Source organism: Micromonospora parathelypteridis, from assembly GCF_014201145.1.
In the GTDB taxonomy this organism is placed as follows: Bacteria; Actinomycetota; Actinomycetes; order Mycobacteriales; family Micromonosporaceae; genus Micromonospora; species Micromonospora parathelypteridis.
Map to the genome: position 1 here is coordinate 5,251,939 of NZ_JACHDP010000001.1, position 18,579 is coordinate 5,270,517.

Genomic DNA, 18,579 nt, shown 5'->3' on the forward strand with positions numbered 1-18,579 from the left:
CCCGCGCTCGGGCAGGTCACCATCGGTACGGCATCCATGTCGAACCATCCCACGCCGGGCCGCTCAAGTGCCGCTTGTTTTCGGTTTCCCGACTGTCGCCCGCCAAACCGGACATTTCGCCAAAGTCGTGAGCTGGGCCGGTCGACGCCCTCTCAGGGCAGGGGGTGGGCGATGCCGCGAGCGTGATCGGTGAGTGCCGCGCCGACCACGGTCGCGGCCAGCGGCAACACCTCGAGGCAACGCCGCACCGCGGCGGCCATCAGCGCGTTCGGCACCCGCATGGAGAGCGTGCAGTGCGGCACCCAGCGGCCCGGTTGGTAGTGCTCGGCCAATCCGATGTCGGCGGCGGTGAGTCGGTCGTACACCATGCGTTGGTGGGTCAGCAGCTCCGGTGTGGGTGCCGGGCCGAGCCAGAGCACCCGACCGACGAACTGGCCGGCGTACTGGAAGTCGAGTGGCAGCGGCGCGGCCACGACCGTCCCGCGCAGCGCGTCGGCGACCTGCTCGGGGTTGAGCCGGGGCGCCACCGCGAGTGAGACGTGCGGCCGGTGGCGCTGCTCCCACAGCGACCGCATGCTCTGCACACCCTCGGCCTCCAGCGCTTCCCAGAGCACCCGGATCCGCCGCGTGGCGTCCGGGTCCAGATACAGCTCCAACGCCGCGACCACGTGATCACCGTAGCGGTCGAGGTTTGATCGGTCCCGGTCGGCGGTACTGGTTCGGAGGCCGACCAGGAAGGTGTGTCCGTGGACGTGAGTGACCTGCTGACCGAGACCTACGACCGACTGCCCGACCTCGTCCGCGCGGCGGTGGACGGGCTGAACCCCGAGCAACTGCACTGGGCTCCCGGCCCGGACGCCAACTCGATCGGCTGGCTCGTCTGGCACCTGACCAGAGTCCAGGACGATCACGTCGCCGACCTGCTCGACACCGAACAGCTCTGGGTGAGCGGCGACTGGGCGGGCCGGTTCGGGCTCGCCGCCGACCCGGACGACACCGGCTACAACCACTCGCCCGAGCAGGTCGCGGCGGTGCGGCCGGAGAGCGCGCAGGCCCTGATCGACTACTACGAGGCGGTCTCCTCGCGTACCGGGTCGTTCCTGGCCAGCCTGCGCCCGGCGGACCTGGACCGCGTGGTCGACGAGGCGTGGGATCCGCCGGTCACCCTCGGCGTCCGGCTGGTCAGCGTCGCCGAGGACGACCTGCAACACGTCGGCCAGGCCGCCTACCTGCGCGGCCTGATCGAGGCCGACTTCTGAGTTCGGCTCTCACCCGTTTCGGGTGAACCGAACTCACCCCGGTGTGGGCGATCCTCCGAAGAACCGTGGGGAGGGGACCTGATGGGCACGACGGCGGCGCAGTACCTGCAACAGTTGGACGCCGGCCGGCGACCCGATCTGCCGGAGACCACCGCCGGGACGCTACGACTGGACTTCCGCGGCGACGGCTGCACCGATCACTGGTACCTGACCATCGCCGACCAGCACGTCCAAGCCACCCGGAGCGCGGACGACGCCGACCTGGTGGTCCGCGCGGATCGGACGGTCTTCGACCGGATGGCCAGCGGCGAGTTGCACCTGGCTCAGGCTCTGTTGAGCAACGAACTGGCCGTACGCGGCGACCTGCGCCTACTGACGCTGCTGCGGCGGATCTTTCCCGGGCCGAGCGGTGCCCGGCACCCGCGCGAGCTGGGACGGGCGGCGTTGGCCGGTCGAGCCGGGTCAGCCGGTCGGGCCAGGTCGGCTGGTCGGGCCGGGTCGGCCGGTCGGGATGAGCGGCCATGAGGCAGGAACTGGTGCACGTCATGGCCGGCAACGTGTTCGCCATCAGCGACGCCCAGGGTGACATCGAGCTGGATCCGCAGGCGCCGGTCGGTCTCTTCGCGTTCGACACCCGCTTTCTGTCCCACTGGGTACTCAGGATCGACGGCGAACGGATCAACGCGCTCTCCCGCGACGACATGACCTACTTCGAAACCCGGTTCTTCCTGGTCCCGGGCGCGGCGAGCCACTACGTCGACGCCGATGTGTCGATCATCCGGCACCGCTCGGTCCATGACTGTTTCCACGAGAAGATCACCGTGCTCAACCACGCGTCGCAGGCCGCCGAGTTCACCGTACGGGTGGAGGTGGCGAGCGACTTCGCCGACATCGCCGAGGTCGGGCAGCTCAGAGAGCGAGACGTCCAGATCGCCGTCGACTCCGCGGGTCAACGCCTCCTGCTGAGCTACGAGCGGGAGCGGTTCGCGCGCGAGACCACGGTGCAGAGCACCGCTCCGGCCGAGGTGGACGAGGGCGGGATGACGTTCCGGATCCACATCGCCCCCGGAGGATCGTGGGTGACCGACCTGCACGTCTCCATGACCATCCGGGGTGAGGAGGGCCGGGACCTGCGCGCCGGCCTGCAGTCGCACCAGCAGGCCGTCCGCGGGACCATGCGCGACGATCTCACGGACTGGCTGGACCGGGCGCCGCAGCTGGTGGCCGAGCGGGAAGGGCTGGAGGAGACGTACCGGGGCAGCCTGGCCGACCTGGCGGCACTGCGGTACCAGCCGCTGGCGTACAGCGAGCGGGTGCCGGTCGGTGGCCTGCCGTGGGCGATGGCGTTGTGCGGGCGGGACAGCATCATCACCTGCCTGCAGACGATGGCGTTCACCCCCGAGTTGGCCCCCGCGACGCTGCGGACGCTGGCGCTGTTGCAGGGCGGTCAGCTCGACGATGAGCACGACGAGGAACCGGGCAAGATCCTGGCCCAACTCCGCTACGGCGAGTCGGCCGCGTTCGGCGACCGGCCGACCGCGCTGTACTACGGCGCGGCCGACACCACCCCCCTCTTCGTCGTCCTGCTCGACGAGTACGAGCGCTGGTCCGGTGACGCCGATCTGGTGCGCGAGCTGCGCCACCCGGCTCGGATGGCCCTGGACTGGATCGACGAGTACGGCGACCTGACCGGTGACGGCTACGTGCGCTACCAACGCCGCAACGAGCGCGACGGCGCGATCAACCAGTGCTGGAAGGACTCCACCGACGCGATCGTCGACGCACACGGCCGGCAGCCCGCCTTTCCCCGCGCCACCTGCGAGGTGCAGGGCTACGCGTACGACGCGAAACGGCGTGGCGCTCGGCTGGCCCGGGAGTTCTGGGGCGACCCCGCGTACGCCGACCGGTTGGAGCGGGAAGCGGCAGCGCTCAAGGAACGCTTCAACCGGGACTTCTGGCTGCCTCGGCAGGAGTACTACGCGCTGGCGCTCGATCCGTACGGCGAGCCGGTCGACTCGCTGTCCTCCAACATCGGGCATCTGCTGTGGAGCGGGATCGTCGCGGACGACCGGGCGGAAGCGGTCGCCGAGCACCTGGTCGGGCCGCGGCTGTTCAGTGGCTGGGGGGTGCGTACCTTCGCCACCGGACAGCGCGCGTACAACCCGGTCGGCGCCCATCTGGGCGGGGTGTGGCCGTCGGACAACGCTCTGATCGCCGCCGGGCTGCGCCACTACCGTTTCGACGTGCAGGCGGCACGGATCGCGGCCGGCATCTTCGACCTGGCGCAGACGCTTCGTGGGGCGGTGCCGGAGGTGATTGCCGGCTACGACCGCAGCGTGACGAAGTATCCCGTCCAGCTGCCGTCGGCGGGTCGCCCTCAGTCGTGGTCGTCGGGGGCGCTGCTGATGCTGCTGGGCACCTCGCTGGGGCTGCGGCCCACCGGCGACGACCTGTTGGTGAACCCGGCCGTGCCCGGGGGCTTCGGCCGGCTGGAGCTGCTGGACATCCCTGGCCGCTGGGGCCACTCCGACGCCTACGCGAGAGACCGAACCGCCAGTCCCCACCGCTCCAGAACCACCTGAGCGCCCCGGCCGAACTCAGCCCATGGTCTTCGCGCCGTCGATCGACTCCCGCAGGATGTCGGCGTGCCCGGCGTGCTGGGACGTCTCGGCGATCAGGTGCAGCAGCACCCGGCGCACCGTCCAACTGGCACCCGGCTCGAACCAGGGCGCCTGCGGCAGCGGGTGCGCCGCGTTCAGGTCGAGAGTGGCAATCAGCTTGTCCGTCTGCTCGGCCACCTCGTGGAACCGCTCGACCAGACCGCTGAGGGTCTCACCCGGCGCCACCCGGAACTGACCGACCCAGTCGAGTGGCTCGCGCTCCATCGCCTCGGCGCCGCCCTGGGCGAAGAGCATCCAGCGGTACTCGGTGCCGGCCACGTGCTTGATGAGACCACCGAGGCAGAGCTCGCTGACGGTGGTGCAGGTGGCCGCCTGCTCGTCGGTGAGACCGTCCACGGTCTGCAGGAGGAAACCCCGGTGCCGGCGGAGCGTCTGCAGCAGGTCAGCCCGCTCCCCGGTGAGCTGCTCAGTGCTGGGCATGGTGCCACCCTTCTCGTTGTCGGCTGAACCCTCGATGTCCAGCTGTCGCCACCGTAGGACGAGGTACCGACACTTCTGGGGCGCGACACGAGGGCGGCGTGACACCCCAGCGGTTGCCGATCCACGCTCGTAGCGGTCCACTGGATGGCATGGGTGTGATCAAGGTGGGCACGTCGTCCTGGGCGGACCAGTCGCTGCTGCGCTCCGGGTGGTACCCGCGCTCGGCCAACACGCCGGCCCGGCGGCTGGGTTTCTACGCCTGCCGGTTCCCACTGGTCGAGGTGGACACGTCCTACTACGCGATCCCCGTTGCGGAGACCACGCAGGGCTGGGTCGACGCCACACCGGACGACTTCACCTTCGACGTCAAGGCGTTCAGTCTCTTCACCGGCCATCCGACGCCGGTCGCCGCGCTACCCCGGGACCTGCGCCCGGCCGGCGGCCCGAGCCGGATCCGCCGCCGTGACCTGCCCGAGCGGGCGTACGACGAACTGTGGGCCCGGTTCCGCGCGGCCCTCGACCCGATCGCGGCGGCCGGCAAGCTGGGTGCGGTGCTGCTGCAGTTCCCACCGTGGCTGGTACGCGGCGCGGCCGCCGAACGCCGGATCATCGAACTGGCACAGCGTTGCCGGCCGTGGCGGGTCGGCGTGGAGCTGCGGCACGGCTCGTGGTTCGACGGCCCGGCCGCGACGGACACTCTGGACCTGCTGCGCGCGCACGACCTGTCCCTGGTCTGCGTCGACATGCCTCAGGGACACCCGTCGTCGGTGCCACCGATCCTGACCATGACGGCGGAGCCGGCGGTCGTCCGGTTCCACGGCCACAGCGACGCCTGGAGCGACGGCGACAAGCAGGAGAAGTTCCGGTACGCGTACGCCGATGACGAGCTTCGGCACTGGGCCGGCCTGCTGGCCGAGCTCGCCGGTCCCTCCGACGACCTGCACGTGCTGTTCAACAACTGCTGTGCCGGTCAGGCCCAACGCGACGCGACACGTCTGGCGCAACTGCTCACCGAGACGATGATCGCTGATCGGGCTGTTCCGGCCCAGGCCACACCGACCGGCTGACGGACACCGACCGGCTGACGGTCGCGCCCGCGCGGTGCCCACGGTCCGGGCACGGCGACCGGGGGTGGTGTCAGGAGCGTCGGCCCCGACTACGCAGGGCGTCCTGTGTCGAATCGCCGATGTCCGCGTCGTCCGGGAAGGTCCGGCCGCTGGGCGCCGGATCCGGTGGGGCGCCCGGTCCGGCCATCGTCGTACGGGTCGGCTCCACCGAGCCGAAGCCATGCCGTCCCGCCGGGTCGGACGGGCCGGTCGGCTTGCCCGCCCGCCGCTCCCCGCGGCGTCCCTCGGGTACCGCGGTCTGCTCGCTGCCCTCGTCCATCGGCGAGTCCTCGTCGGTCCCCCAGGGCGCGTCGGCGTCGAAGCCGTCGCCGGTGCCCCACGGTTTGACCGCTTCCGGCTCCAGCCGGTCGTTGTCCCCGCCGCGTCCCTTGTGTGCCGTCATGGCCACCCCGCTCGTCGGTCCGCCGCTACCGGCGGACGTTGTGCCGTCCTCGGGCCGTTCCTGCCCGCCCGGGTGTCGCCGCACGACGTGCGTCGTCAGTCCGGTGAGCGCGCAGGGCCGGCCAGCGCCCCGCCGTCGAGGTGGCGGCGGGACGCCGGCCGGCCCGACGCCTCAGCGCCCGGCCATCGCCATCGGCCGCTTGCCATTGCTCATTCCGGCCATCTTGATCACGCTCTTCGAGGCGCCCTTCATCCCGCCGCCTCGGCCGAGAATGCCCTTGAACACCTGGCCGGGCTTCTGCTGCTCACCCATGTACGCGGTGACCACGACCAGGGTCCCGGTCAGCGCCGGGATGGCCCACTGGAGCAGCTTCATCTGCCGCTGCGAGGAGGCCACGCTGGCCGGGGTCTGGTGGTTCGGCTCGGTGGTACCGCTGACCGGTGAGGCACCAGCCTTCTCCAGGCGCATGCCGATCAACCGGCTGTAGCCGGTCACGGCGAGCGCACCGATCGTCAACGCCGTCTTGATGGCGCTGGTACGGCCCACCCCGGACTGAGCCGCCACACGTGGACTCTCCGTCACCAGTTCGCCGACCGCCCCGGCCAGGTGCGCGCCGATGGCGGCGGCGTTGACCGGGGTCCACCTGGACCACCCGGCCGACGCGACCGAGAGCCGCTGGGTCGAATCGCTGATTTTCCCCGCCGCGCCGTTGACGCCGAAGGCACCCATGAGGGAGCCGCCGAACCAGGCCGCGAGGCCCAGATCGTGCATCGAGCGCAGTGCGGTATGCCGTTCGGACATGTGATCCCCTTCCGCCGTGTTGGGCGCTGCGGCTTACCCGCCGCCCGGGCGGCTAACCCCGTCGCCCACCAGGTGATCCGCCCCGCATCGGCACGAGAGGGACATCCGGTTCTCGCGGTGCCGCGGCACCGCCGGCAGGAGTCGTCCGCGCGGTGGCGGGTAGATCCCGAGCGACGCTGACGGAGAGGGGAACGGAATGTCGCAGCCGGACGAAAGTCGGGAGAAGACCCCCAAGACCGACGCGGTGCTCATGCACCCGGACAACGACCCACACAAGAACACCGCGGAGGTCGCGCCGCGCAAGGATCACGCGGAGATCCAGGTGGAGCGCGACGGCGAGCTGGTGCCGCTGGACCAGGACGAGTGAGTCAGCCGGACCGTCACATGCCGGCCGGCCGGTGGGGCTCAGCGGCCCCGGCCGGTACGGCTCAGCGGCCCGGCCCGTAGGGCTCAGCGGGGCGGCAGGTCGTCGGCGAAACGGGCGATCCGCCGCGCCAGCGGGGTGCTCGCGCGGACCCACGTGAAGTGGTCCAGCGCGGCACCGGCCTGCGCCACTGTGTAGCGCTCCCGGGTGAGCGGGGCGGAGGTGAGCTTCGCGCAGAGGGCGTCCATCGTCTCGTGCGGGGTGTACTGGTCATCGTCCACACTGATCGCCAGCGCCGGTGTCCGCACCGCGCGTACCGCCGCCTCGGTGTCCGTACCGTTGAGGCGGGGGAAGCGGCCGGTTCGCGCGGTGTACGCCCAGTCGCGGATCACGCCGCGTGCCTGCCGGCCGCCGAAGCCCCAGCCCGGCCAGACCCCGAGCAGCGCCGCGGTGGCGGCGATCCCCTGGGTGTACGGCAGCACGCTGAGGCCGCGGAGGCCGGGGTAGCTTCGCCAGTAGGGGATGCCGACCGCGATCAGCGCCAGCCCGTCCACCTCGTCGCCGCCGTGCAGGGCGAGGTGCAGCAGCGCGGCCTGGCCGCCGAGCGAGTGCCCGACCAGCAGTCGCTTCCGCCCGTCCAGTCGGGATTTGAGCGCGGCCAGGACGGCTCCGACGTCGTCGGCCAACTCGGTGTAGCCGTAGCGGTCCGCCCGGCTCGGTGTCGGCGTGCTCGCCCCGTTGCCGCGCAGGTCGGCTACGGCCACGGCCAGCCCGGCGGCGCGTAGCGCGGCGGCGAAGGGGCGGTAGTAGCGGGCCCGCACACCCATCGCGGGCCAGATCACGACCATGGGCGCGCCCGTCGTCCCGGCCGGCTCCGGATAGACCTGCACCCCCAGCCGACCGCCGTCGACGTCGACGAACTCCTGGACGTACTCGGGATCCCCGTTCACCGGCCCAGCCTAGGGCCCGGACATTACCGTCGGGTAGCCGCGGCCGGTCGGACGCGACGGAGGCCCCGCCGGTTGGCGGGGCCTCCGTGTGGTGACGCGGTCAGGAGACGGAGATCGTCCCGTTGCCGGCGCGGACGCAGGCCACCGCGCGAGCGGCGGTGACGGCGGCGCCGGCGAGGCACTGGCCGAGCACCTGGTGCCCGGTGGCGTTCGGGTGCCACGACTCCTGGCAGGTCTGGAAGTAGCTGACGCAGGTGTTGGCGATCCGCTGGATGGCGATCTTGTCCTTGCCGGCGAGGCTCGTGACGAAGGTGCCGGTCGCGCCGTCCTGGAGCCGGATCGGCGTGGCCAGCGCGCCCGTCGGGCTGCTCGTCTGCTCGCAGAGCCGAGCGCCGTTGAAGGCCTGCTGCACGTTCAGGTACACCAGATCGTCGGCCGGGAACTCGGCGGCCAAAGTGTCCCGGGTGGACCTCACGATGGTGCCCAGACCCTGCGAGAAGCGGTGCCCGGGCGCCAGGCTGGCCCGGTGGATCGGGCAACCGGCCGCGTACCGCTCGGCGCCCAGGTCACGGAACTTGTCCCGGGTGTCGTCGCGGCTGTCCTCCTCGTGGAACTGCTGGTTCAGGTCCAGCGGCAGCGGGTTCGTGTAGTCCTGGAACACCACGCGGTGCTGTCCGTCCGCGTCCACCTGGTCGAGGGTGGTCAGCACCTGGCGTACGGCGGCGGTGGTCTCCGCGGTCGCGGCGCTGAGCTGTGCGGCGGTGGCCAGGTCGGCGTCGGTGCACGGCTTCTGCTCGACCGGGCCGTTCAGGTACGCCCAGAACTCCCACCAGCCGGTCCAGGCGTCGGCGATGAACCGGTTGGCGCACTTCTCCGCGACGCTGCCGAAGGTGAACGAGCTGTTGTTGGAGCCCAGACCGATCAGCACCAGGTCGATGTCCTGGGTCTGCGCGACGGCGCGGAGCTGGTCCAGCTGCGCGGCCACGGTGCGGCCGTTGGTACGCGCCTGCGAGGCGGTGGCGATGTCGTGTGGCTGGCCGCCGGAGCAGGCCAGGTTGAACCGGTTCTGGATGCCCGGCAGGTTGGCCTGGTTGAGCGAGGCGTTCGCCGACCGGTGGCAGAAGAACGCGTTGTTGTTCGGCGCGGTCCAGCCGGGGAAGCCCTGGGTGACTCCGTTGACGTCGACCACCGGGGTGTACGCCCCGGCGCCCTCGCCACTGATGAAGCTGTCCCCGAGTGCCACCGCGGCGGTGGGTAGCGCGGCGGACGCGGGTGCGGGCAGCGCGACGGCGGTCGTCAGCGCGGCCATGGCGATCGTTAGTCCCGCGGCGAGCGCGGTACGCCGGAACCTGGGCATGGGGGCTCCCATCCATCGAAAGATGAAAGATTCTCTGAGAGCGCGATCAGATCACCCCTGTGCGACGGGCGTCAATGGCCCGTAACAGATTCGTTCGATGAAAGACATGCACGCGTCGGCGTGCGGTTCACCTCGTCGAAGTGGACCCGTTCGCCCGGTCGCGGCGCTTCAGCACGGCCGCGCCAGCGGTGTTCAGACCGACACCCCAGATCAGCAGGACGCACCACCACTGCGCCCAGCGCAGCACGCTCATGTCCCCCGAGAGCAGGTTGCGGACGCTGCCGAACGGAGTCAGCCAGGCCTGGGCGGGACGGAGGGCATCCACGCCGCCCAGCAACGCGAACAGGCCCAACGGCAGGACGATCGTGGCGAGGAACGCGACCACCGCCGAGCGCAGCAGCAGGCCTAGCCCGGTGCCCACCAGACCGGCGACGATCTGCACCAGCACACTGCCCACCGCGATCGTCCCGGCGTGCCGCCACGGGTCATCGGCGATGTCAGCAGGAGTGAGGGCGAGCGTCGTGGCGCAGATCAGCACCCCCACGACGCCGATGACAGCGGCCGGCAGGCACACCGCCAGCACCGTCGGCCCGACCCGGACGGCGTCAGCCGCCCGCCGCAGGTCGCGCACCAGCAGGACGCCGAAGAGCGGCGTCGCGACCGACATCAGGCTCTGAACGGTGTCCGAGAGTGCGGCGAACGTCCGGTCGGCAGGAGCCGCCGCCGCCGTCAGCGCCACCGCCACGAGCAGCCCGGCCAGCAGGGTGCCCGCGAGCAGCCACCGGCGGGCGGGCGTCCCGATGGCGCGCCGGAGAGGGCTCCGCGTCGTCTCGTCCACCACAATCGCCTCCAGTCGATGCGTCAGCGGCATCCGGCCGGTGTCAATCGGTCGCGATCATGGGTCAGCGTAACGGTGGAGGTGTCTCTGCGTGGTCCCGTGATCACCGGTGGGCTGTTTGTTGGCTCACGTCCGCAGGCTCACGCGCGGCGGGTCGGAGCGGGGGCCAAGGGAGTTGTCCTAGCCTCGGGCTAGGCTCGCTCCGGCGCGCCACGCCGGCTGAAGTCGCCGGTGACCGGCTGCACACCGCCGAGACCGGGGAGTACGACCAGTTGACCGCAGAGCCTGACACCCTGTACGGGGCCGATGACCTCACTCACCTTGAGGGGCTGGACGCTGTCCGCAAGCGGCCCGGCATGTACATCGGTTCCACCGACAGCCGTGGCGTGGGTCACCTCGTCAACGAGATCCTCGACAACTCCACCGACGAGGGTGTCGCCGGTCACGCCAGCAACGTCGAGGTGACCCTGCACGCCGACGGCTCGGTGCAGGTCGACGACGACGGCCGGGGCATCCCCACCGACGTGCACGCCAAATCCGGCATCTCCGGCGTCGAGCTGGTGCTCACCCGGCTGCACGCCGGCGGCAAGTTCGGCGGCTCCGGCTACAAGACCTCCGGCGGCCTGCACGGCGTCGGCGCCTCAGCGGTCAACGCGTTGTCCCACCGGTTCGACGTGACCGTCCGCCGGGCCGGCAAGGTGCACGCGATGTCCTTCCGGCACGGCGTCCCGGGCATCTTCGAGGGCGACGGTCCGGCCGCGCCCTTCACCGCCGGCCCCGGGCTGCAGGTCACCGGGGCGATGAAGCGCGGCCAGCGCACCGGCACCTCGATCCGCTGGTGGCACGACGCCCGCTACTTCGAGACCGGCGCCGCACTCGACGTCGACGCGGTCCGCACGAAGCTGCGCAACACCGCCTTCCTGGTCCCCGGCGTGACCTACCTGCTGCGTGACCTGACCGGCGAGGTCCCCGCCGAGGAGCGGTTCCACTACCCCAACGGGCTCAGCGACATGGTGGAGTTCCTCGCGCCGGCCGGCGACCGGCCGGTCTCCGGCACCCTGCTGGTCAACGGGGAAGGGACATACCGGGAGAACGCCGCCGACGCCAACGGCGTCATGCAGTCCAACGTGCAACGGCGCGCCGAGGTCGAGGTGGCGTTCCGCTGGGGCACCGGCTACGAGCGCACCGTCGAGTGCTTCACCAACACCATCCGCAACGCGCACGGCGGCACCCACCGCAAGGGCTTCGAGCGGGCTCTCGTCCGCGCCCTCGCCGACGCGGTCCGCAACACCCGCGGTCTGCTCAAGGCCAAGGAGGAGCCGCCCACCCTGGACGACGTCCTGGAGGGGATGACGGCGGTGGTGCACGTGCGGATCCCCGAGCCGCAGTTCACCTCGCAGACCAAGGACGAGCTCTCCACCCCGGGCATCACCAAGGTGCTCCAGGGGCTGGTCGACGCGCACGTCAAGGCCTGGCTGGAGGACCGGCGCACCAAGGCCGAGGCGCGCACCGTCCTGCAGAAGATCGTCGACGCGGCACGGGTGCGGCTCACCCAGAAGCAGCAGAAGGACGCCGCCCGGCGCAAGACCGCCCTGGAGGGCGCGTCCATGCCGCCGAAGCTGGTCGACTGTCGAGCCACCGGCATCGACCGCAGCGAGTTGTTCATCGTGGAGGGCGACAGCGCGCTCGGCACGAGCCGGATGGCGCGATCCTCCGAATACCAGGCGTTGCTGCCGATCCGGGGCAAGATCCTCAACGTGCAGAAGGCCAACCTCCAGCAGGTTCTGGACAATGCCGAGTGCGCCGCGATCGTCCAGGTCCTCGGGGCGGGCTCGGGGCGTACGTTCGACCTCGCCTCGCTGCGCTACGGCCGCGTACTGATCATGGCCGACGCCGACGTGGACGGCGCCCACATCCGGACGCTGCTGATCACCCTCTTCGCCCGCTACATGCGTCCGTTGATCGAGGCCGGTCGGCTCTTTGCCGCGATGCCGCCCCTGCACAAGATCACTACCAAGGGGCGCAACCCGCAGACCGTCTACACCTACACCCAGGCCGAGATGGAGACGACGGTCCGCAAGCTGGAGAAGGCCGGCAAGCAGATCGTCACGCCCATCCCGCGCTTCAAGGGCCTCGGTGAGATGGACGCCGACGAGTTGTGGGACACCACGATGAACCCCGCCACCCGTGCCGTCCGCCGGATCACCCTCGACGACGTCGACGCCGCCGAGCGGATCCTCGAGCTGCTGATGGGTGAGAAGGTCGAGCCACGCCGCAACTGGCTCATCGACTCCGCGGACCGGGTCGACCGGGAAGCGATCGACGCATGAGCACCCGTTCCGTTCGAGTGGAGAGCTGAGTCATGGCACGGCGCAAGGAAAACAAGGTCGACCTCTCCTCGTTCGACCAGGCCGGCGCGCGGGTCTTCGACAATCCACTGGTCACCGAGGTTTCCGACTCCTACCTGGAATACGCGTTCTCGGTCATCCACTCCCGCGCCCTGCCCGACGCCCGTGACGGCCTCAAGCCCGTGCACCGGCGCATCCTCTGGTCGATGTACGAGCAGGGCTACCGTCCCGACCGTGGGCACGTGAAGTCCGCCCGCATCGTGGGCGACACCATGGGTAAGTACCATCCGCACGGCGACACGGCGATCTACGACGCGATGGTCCGCCTCGCGCAGGACTTCTCGCTCAACGTGCCGCTCATCGACGGGCATGGGAACTTCGGGTCTCCGGACGACGGACCGGCCGCGTCGCGCTACACCGAAGCGCGGATGTCGCGCGAGGCCATGCTGCTCGTCGGTGAGCTGGGCGAGGACACCGTCGACGTCGAGCCCAACTACGACGGGTCGCTGACCCAGCCGACCGTGCTCCCGGCGGCCTTCCCCAACCTGCTGGTCAACGGTGCGTCCGGGATCGCGGTCGGCATGGCCACCAACATGATTCCGCACAACCTGGCCGAGGTGGTCCAGGCGGCTCGTTGGCTGATCAACCACCCGGACGCCAGTCTCGACAAGCTGATGGAGTTCGTTCCCGGCCCCGACCTGCCCACCGGTGGCGTGCTGCTGGGCCTGGACGAGGTGCGCCGCGCGTACGAGACGGGGCGCGGCGTGGTGCGGATGCGCGGCAAGGTGGAGATCGGCCCGATCGAGGGCAGCCGGGGTCGCCAGGCCATCACCGTGGTCGAGCTGCCCTACGGCGTCGGCGCGGAGAAGGTCATCGCGGCGGTCACCAACGAGGTCACCAAGACCAAGCGGCTGACCGGCATCGCCGACGTCAAGGACCTCACGGACCGGGAGAGCGGCACCCGACTCGTCGTCGAGTGCAAGGTCGGGGTCAACCCGCAGGCGCTGCTCGCCGACCTCTACCGGCTGACCCCGCTGGAGCAGTCGTTCGGCGTCAACAACCTGGTCCTGGTCGACGGGCAACCCCGCACGCTGGGGTTGAAGGCGCTGCTGGAGGTGTTCCTCGCCCACCGGTACGAGGTGGTCACCCGGCGCACCTCGTACCGCCGGCGCAAGCGGCAGGAGCGGCTGCACCTGGTCGACGGTCTGCTGATCGCCCTGCTGGACATCGACGAGGTGGTCCGGCTGATCCGTGGCAGCGACGACGCGCAGGCCGCGAAGGACGGGCTGATGAGCCGCTTCGGTCTCTCCGACATCCAGGCCACCTACATTCTGGACACTCCGCTGCGCCGGTTGACCAAGTTCGACCGGATCGAACTGGAGGCCGAGCAGGAGCGGCTGCGCACGGAGATCGCCGAGCTGAGCGCGATCCTCGACGACGAGCGGGTACTCAAGAAGGTGGTCTCCGACGAGTTGGCGGCCGTGGTCAAGCAGTTCGCCACCGAACGGCGGACGACGCTGGTCGACGGCGACCTCAAGGAGGTGCTGGCCGCGTCCGCGCCGGCTGGCCCGCTGGAGGTCGCCGACGACCCGTGCCAGGTGATCCTCTCCGCGACGGGGCTGGTCGCCCGGACCGCGGCCGAGTCGGAGGAGAGCGCCGAGGGGCGCCGGCGCAACGGCCGGGTCAAGCACGACACGGTACGCGCGATCGTGCACTCCACCGCCCGTGGTCGGGTGCTGTTGCTGACCAGTGCCGGTCGGGCCTTCAAGGTCGACGTGCTGCCGCTGCCGGTGCTGCCCGAGCAGGCCGGCACGGTGTCGCTGCGGGGTGGCATGTCCGCGGCCGAGTTGGTGCCGTTGGAGGCGGGGGAGACCGTCGTCGGCCTGGCCCCGCTGGGTGGGCAGGCGGAGGGCTCACCGGGGCTGGCGTTGGGCACCCGGCAGGGCGTGGTGAAGATCTGCGCGCCGGAGTGGCCGGTGCGTTCCGACGAGTTCGAGGTGATCGGTCTGCGTGCGGGCGACGAGGTGGTCGGGGCGACCTGGCTGACCGACGGCGACGAGACGCTGACCTTCGTCACCTCGGAGGCGTCGCTGTTGCGGTTCCCCGCCGCGCTGGTCCGTCCGCAGGGTCTCAAGGGTGGCGGCATGGCCGGCATCAGTCTGCCGGCCGGGGCGCGGGTGGCGTTCTTCGGCGCGGTACGCACCGACGACCCGGGGCATGGCGAGCCGATGGTGGTCACCTCCACCGGGGCGACGGTCAAGGTGACGCCGTTCAAGGCGTACCCGGCGAAGGGCCGGGCCACCGGCGGGGTGCGCGCGCACCGCTTCCTCAAGGGTGAGACGGATGTGGCCGTCGCGTGGGTGGGTCCGCGTCCGGTCGGCGCGACCGGCACCGGTGACCCGGTGGAGCTGCCCGCGGCGGACCCACGCCGCGACGGCTCGGGCTTCGCGGTGATGCTCGGCCCAACGGTGGTCGGCCACGTCATCGAACGCGACTGACCCCACCCGCCCGGCAGGCCCGGCCTGAGATCCGCCGAAGATCGCGCTCGATCCCGGAAGTAGTGGCATCACCGACGTGGCGATACCACTCGATCCAGGATCGAGCGCGATCATGCGGAGTGGGGCGTTCGTCGACGCGGTATGGTGAGGGCTCTGTTGTCGGTGAGGGTCCGGGTGCGCCGCTAAGCACCCCTCAACATGATTTCTCCTTTGTCCGGCGGAGTCGCCGGCGCGGCGTGAGCGCCGCCATCCGGGTCCGGCCGAGGCGTGAGCTGCGCGCCGCCCGCCGTCCCCGGCCACACCGTTGTTGGGGTCACCTGATCGCCGCCCCACTCTGGCCGATGCACGGCGCGAATCTGGGCACCCTGTTACGTACGTGCGACGCGGTCGGTGCCTGCCTCGCCGTGCCTCCGTTTCCCTGGGTGGACGAGGCCGTGGCCCGGGGCAACACGCTGCGCCGGCCGGGCTGCGTCCACCGGGTCGGCAGTCCGCTGCGCTGGCTGGCCGCCGAACGGGCCGCCGGGACTCGGGTCCTCGGGGTGGAACTGGCCGACGAGGCTGTCCGGCTCGGTGATCTGCCCGCCGCTCGGGGCCGCACCGTGGTGCTGCTGGGGCACGAAGCGACCGGCATCCCGCCCGAGGCGCTCGACCATCTGGACGCGGCGGTGGAGATTCCCATGGTGGGCCAGGGCCACAGCCTGAACGTCGCGGTAGCCGGCTCCCTGGTCCTCTACAAACTAGCCGGCCTCCTCTAGCCGCCACCCCGCCCCGCCCTCGCCCCTCGCCCCCTGCCCTCGCCGATCTTGCAGTTCTTGCCCCGACAGTGCGCCCCAAAAGGGGCACAACGACGTCCGAATGTGCAAGATCGACGAGCTGGGCTGGGCTGGGGTCGACGTGGGGCGGGGTGGGGTCAGGCGACGTTGTGTGGGCGGAACTGGACGCTGACTCGGGGGCCGACCGGGCGGGTGGTCTTCGGGATGGCGTGCTCCCAGGTGCGTTGGCACGAGCCACCCATCACGATCAGGTCGCCGTGGCCCACCGGGAAGCGCAGGCTGTCGCCACCGCCGCGTGGGCGGAGCAGCAGCGGGCGGGGTGCTCCGAAGGAGACGATCGCGACGATGGTGTCGGTGTGCGCGGAGCGGCCGATGGTGTCGCCGTGCCAGGCGACGCTGTCCCGGCCGGAACGGTAGAGGCACATGCCGGCGGTGACGAAGGGTTCGCCCAACTCGGGCGCGTAGTGCCGGGTCAGCGCGGCCCGTGCCTCGGTGAGCACGGGGTGGGGCAGTCGAGCCTCGCCGTCGTACCAGCAGAGCAGGCGGGGTACGTCGACCTCGGTGTCATACATGGTGCGCCGCTCGGCCCGCCAGGGCACCTCGGTGAGCAGGGTGTCGAGGATCGTGTCGGAGCCGTGCACCCAGCCGGGGAGGTGGTCGACCCAGGCGCTCCGGCTGAGCTGGTGTCGGCGGATCACGCCGGGCAGCGGCCCCAGGGTTGGCCCGGCGTCGGTCAGGTCGAGCATCGACGGCTGGTAGGCGGCCTGCGTCATGCGGCCACCCTAGCAGCACTTTCGTACACCCGTGCTAGGAGTGGTTCGCGCCGGCCCGCTGCTACTCGGCAAGATCGTGCTCGATCCTGGATGCAGTGCCCTCCCGTGCGTTCGAGGGGACTATTTCCAGGATCGAGCGTGACCTTGACCTTCTGCGGTCAGTCGGAGACGGCGGCGGCGCGTACGGCGTCGAGTACCGCGTCCACGACCCGTGCCCGGCCCTGCCCGTCAACGGTTGACCAGGCCTGTGCGGCGAGCGTTGCGCGCCGCTGCGGCGAGCTGAGCAGCCCGTGCAGGGTCCGCGCCGCCGTCGCGCGGGCGGCTCGTCCGGCGACCCCGGCGGCGGTCAGCTCCGGCAGCTCGCCGAGGCCGGCGGCCAGGCCGTGCCGCACCACCCGGCCGTACGACTCACGTTGGTTGTCGACCACGCAGACCAGCGCGGCGGGTGCGCCGAGGCAGCAGAGTTCCCAGGTCGAGGTGCCGGCGGCGCTGACCACCAGGTCGGCTTCGGTGATCAGTTTCGGCAGTGCGCTGGTGGGCGGGACCGGCCGGATGATCTGCCCGCGGCCGGGGGCGACGTCCTCGACCTCCGCCTCGATCTCGGGTCGACCGACGATGACCGTGAGGTCCATCGGATGGCCGGTGGCCACCAGCACCCGGGTCAGGACCGGCGCCGCACCGACCGCGTCGGTGCCGCCGAAGAACGCCAGCACCCGGGGTCGGCTGACCGTCGTGGCGGGCGGCGGAACCGGTGGCCGGGCGGTGATCACGGAGTCACGCAGCAGGGCGTACCCGCTGCCGGCGAGCAGCCGACCGGGCAACACCGGGGGCTCCGCGGCGGAAGCCGGCCCCGGCAGCTCCGCTCCGAAGTTCTGGTCGAGGTAGAGGTCGGCGACCTGGCCTCGGCTGTCTCCGTCGATCACGGCGAGGGTGAACACGCCGGCGGCGCGCAGGGCGCCCGCCCCGGCCGGGTCCAGCTCGTAGGAGTCGAGGACCAGCACGTCCAGTTCGTGGCGGTGGGCTGCCTCGACCAGTTCGGCCGGCGTTTCCGGGCCCGGGTGCAGGGGAATGCCCCGCGCGGTGAGCTCTGCGGTGGCCCAGGGGAGGCGTTCGACGGTGCCGAACACGGCGACGTGGGCGCCGCGCGCGAGGAACTCCTCGGCGAGCGCGAGGCAGCGGACGAGATGGCCGACGCCGCGCTGCGGCCCGGCGTCGCAGCGCAACCCGACCCGGAGGGTGCTCAGGACTCCTCCAGCTGCTTCTGACGTACGTCCGCGTTGAGCGCGCGCAGTCGGGGTTGCCCGTGGAGCCAGTCGGCGAGTTTGGCCAGCGGCACGTTGACGTCCCCGAAGTGGTCGATGACGGCGCTGACCAGTGCCCAGTCCTGCTCGGTGTCGAGGGTCAGCCGCAGCGCGGAGCGGTCCGGAGTGAGGGTCACGCCGAGCACCCGGAACAGCTCCGGATGGGTGTACGCGTACGAGGTCACGTGCACCCGGTGGTGGTCGGTGGCGAGCCGGCCCAGGGTGCGCAGCGTCTCCGCTCGGATGATCTCGACGTCCAGCCCTCGGGGCAGGGTGCGGGCGATCGACGTGCTCGCGTAGTCCAGCCCGGGGACCGCCCGGTACACCGACGCGACCAGGGTGATGATCTCCGGGTCGAGCAGTGGGCAGTCGGCGGTGAACCGCATGACCGCGTCTCCCGGGTGCGCCGCGAGAGCACCCACGAACCGGTCCAGTACGTCGTCGACGGGCCCGCGGTGGCAGGGCACGCCCAGCCGCTCGCACTCGGCCACGACGGCGTCGTCGACCACGTCGGTGCTGGTCGCGACCACCAGGTCGGCCAGGACGCCGCTGTCACGCGCGGCACGCACCACCCGGCCCAGCACGGAACGCCCGGCGAGCGGGCGGAGCACCTTGCCGGGCAGCCGGGACGAGCCCATCCGGGCCTGCACGATGCCGACGATCCGTGGCTCCGCGCCGTCGGTCGGGGCCAACCCGTGCGCCGGTAC

The 18,579-nt window shown here is 71.3% G+C and carries 18 protein-coding genes; 8 read left to right on the forward strand and 10 right to left on the reverse strand.

The genetic code is table 11. From position 1 onward, the window contains the following. Window positions 1–152: 152 nt before the first annotated feature. The gene (locus HNR20_RS23800; RefSeq protein WP_184183802.1) at window positions 153–668 is read right to left on the reverse strand and encodes a 2'-5' RNA ligase family protein; all 516 of its coding nucleotides are present in this window, start codon (window positions 666–668) and stop codon (window positions 153–155) included. 78 nt (window positions 669–746) lie between these two features. Between HNR20_RS23800 and HNR20_RS23805 the strand changes: the two genes are divergently transcribed. From HNR20_RS23805 to HNR20_RS23815, 3 genes are all read left to right on the forward strand, one after another. Next, on the forward strand, window positions 747–1,259 hold the full coding sequence (locus tag HNR20_RS23805; RefSeq protein ID WP_184183804.1) for a mycothiol transferase: 513 nt from the start codon (window positions 747–749) through the stop codon (window positions 1,257–1,259). Between the two features lie 81 nt (window positions 1,260–1,340). Further along, window positions 1,341–1,784, forward strand: a complete 444-nt coding sequence (locus HNR20_RS23810; RefSeq protein WP_184183807.1) for an SCP2 sterol-binding domain-containing protein — start codon at window positions 1,341–1,343, stop codon at window positions 1,782–1,784. Further along, window positions 1,781–3,841 carry an amylo-alpha-1,6-glucosidase gene (locus tag HNR20_RS23815; protein ID WP_184183810.1) on the forward strand — a complete coding sequence of 687 codons (2,061 nt, stop codon included), beginning with the start codon at window positions 1,781–1,783 and terminating at the stop codon, window positions 3,839–3,841. Before HNR20_RS23810 ends, HNR20_RS23815 begins: the two co-directional genes overlap by 4 nt. A gap of 15 nt (window positions 3,842–3,856) precedes the next feature. Here the strand turns inward: HNR20_RS23815 and HNR20_RS23820 are convergent, their stop codons facing one another. Next, the gene (locus tag HNR20_RS23820; RefSeq protein ID WP_184183813.1) at window positions 3,857–4,360 is read right to left on the reverse strand and encodes a DinB family protein; all 504 of its coding nucleotides are present in this window, start codon (window positions 4,358–4,360) and stop codon (window positions 3,857–3,859) included. 149 nt (window positions 4,361–4,509) lie between these two features. On the opposite strand from HNR20_RS23820, the gene HNR20_RS23825 reads away from it, so the two are divergent. Continuing rightward, the gene (locus HNR20_RS23825) at window positions 4,510–5,427 is read left to right on the forward strand and encodes a DUF72 domain-containing protein (protein ID WP_184183816.1); all 918 of its coding nucleotides are present in this window, start codon (window positions 4,510–4,512) and stop codon (window positions 5,425–5,427) included. Window positions 5,428–5,497: 70 nt separating this feature from the next. Here the strand turns inward: HNR20_RS23825 and HNR20_RS23830 are convergent, their stop codons facing one another. Further along, the gene (locus HNR20_RS23830; protein ID WP_184183819.1) at window positions 5,498–5,869 is read right to left on the reverse strand and encodes a hypothetical protein; all 372 of its coding nucleotides are present in this window, start codon (window positions 5,867–5,869) and stop codon (window positions 5,498–5,500) included. A 171-nt stretch (window positions 5,870–6,040) separates the two neighbouring features. After that, window positions 6,041–6,670, reverse strand: coding sequence for a hypothetical protein (locus HNR20_RS23835; RefSeq protein ID WP_184183824.1), 630 nt, complete (start codon window positions 6,668–6,670; stop codon window positions 6,041–6,043). 196 nt (window positions 6,671–6,866) lie between these two features. On the opposite strand from HNR20_RS23835, the gene HNR20_RS23840 reads away from it, so the two are divergent. Next, a complete protein-coding gene (locus HNR20_RS23840; RefSeq protein WP_184183828.1) occupies window positions 6,867–7,037 on the forward strand; it encodes a hypothetical protein in 171 nt (56 codons plus the stop codon). A gap of 83 nt (window positions 7,038–7,120) precedes the next feature. On the opposite strand, the gene HNR20_RS23845 is transcribed toward HNR20_RS23840, so the two are convergent. The 3 genes from HNR20_RS23845 to HNR20_RS23855 all read right to left on the reverse strand — a co-directional run bounded on the left by HNR20_RS23845 (window position 7,121) and on the right by HNR20_RS23855 (window position 10,212). Continuing rightward, entirely contained in the window at window positions 7,121–7,984 is an 864-nt protein-coding gene (locus HNR20_RS23845) for an alpha/beta hydrolase family protein (RefSeq protein ID WP_184183831.1), read from the reverse strand. Between the two features lie 100 nt (window positions 7,985–8,084). Next, window positions 8,085–9,341: an SGNH/GDSL hydrolase family protein gene (locus tag HNR20_RS23850; protein ID WP_184183834.1), complete on the reverse strand. Its 1,257-nt coding sequence runs from the start codon at window positions 9,339–9,341 to the stop codon at window positions 8,085–8,087. A gap of 127 nt (window positions 9,342–9,468) precedes the next feature. Continuing rightward, the gene (locus HNR20_RS23855; protein WP_184183837.1) at window positions 9,469–10,212 is read right to left on the reverse strand and encodes a hypothetical protein; all 744 of its coding nucleotides are present in this window, start codon (window positions 10,210–10,212) and stop codon (window positions 9,469–9,471) included. Between the two features lie 239 nt (window positions 10,213–10,451). On the opposite strand from HNR20_RS23855, the gene HNR20_RS23860 reads away from it, so the two are divergent. The 3 genes from HNR20_RS23860 (at window position 10,452) to HNR20_RS23870 (ending at window position 15,780) form a co-directional block, all read left to right on the forward strand. Continuing rightward, complete coding sequence (locus HNR20_RS23860) at window positions 10,452–12,509, forward strand: DNA gyrase/topoisomerase IV subunit B (RefSeq protein ID WP_229687358.1); 2,058 nt, start codon at window positions 10,452–10,454, stop codon at window positions 12,507–12,509. A 32-nt stretch (window positions 12,510–12,541) separates the two neighbouring features. Beyond that, a complete protein-coding gene (locus HNR20_RS23865) occupies window positions 12,542–15,025 on the forward strand; it encodes a DNA gyrase/topoisomerase IV subunit A (RefSeq protein ID WP_184183840.1) in 2,484 nt (827 codons plus the stop codon). Between the two features lie 236 nt (window positions 15,026–15,261). Next, window positions 15,262–15,780 carry a TrmH family RNA methyltransferase gene (locus HNR20_RS23870; protein WP_184183842.1) on the forward strand — a complete coding sequence of 173 codons (519 nt, stop codon included), beginning with the start codon at window positions 15,262–15,264 and terminating at the stop codon, window positions 15,778–15,780. A 155-nt stretch (window positions 15,781–15,935) separates the two neighbouring features. Here the strand turns inward: HNR20_RS23870 and HNR20_RS23875 are convergent, their stop codons facing one another. The 3 genes from HNR20_RS23875 to HNR20_RS23885 form a co-directional block, all read right to left on the reverse strand. Continuing rightward, a complete protein-coding gene (locus tag HNR20_RS23875) occupies window positions 15,936–16,571 on the reverse strand; it encodes an alpha-ketoglutarate-dependent dioxygenase AlkB (RefSeq protein WP_184183845.1) in 636 nt (211 codons plus the stop codon). Between the two features lie 158 nt (window positions 16,572–16,729). Further along, window positions 16,730–17,815: a PseG/SpsG family protein gene (locus HNR20_RS23880; RefSeq protein WP_184188878.1), complete on the reverse strand. Its 1,086-nt coding sequence runs from the start codon at window positions 17,813–17,815 to the stop codon at window positions 16,730–16,732. Next, window positions 17,812–18,564, reverse strand: coding sequence for a cytidylyltransferase domain-containing protein (locus tag HNR20_RS23885; RefSeq protein ID WP_260322363.1), 753 nt, complete (start codon window positions 18,562–18,564; stop codon window positions 17,812–17,814). The genes HNR20_RS23880 and HNR20_RS23885 overlap by 4 nt, the downstream gene beginning before the upstream one ends. Window positions 18,565–18,579 lie beyond the last annotated feature (15 nt).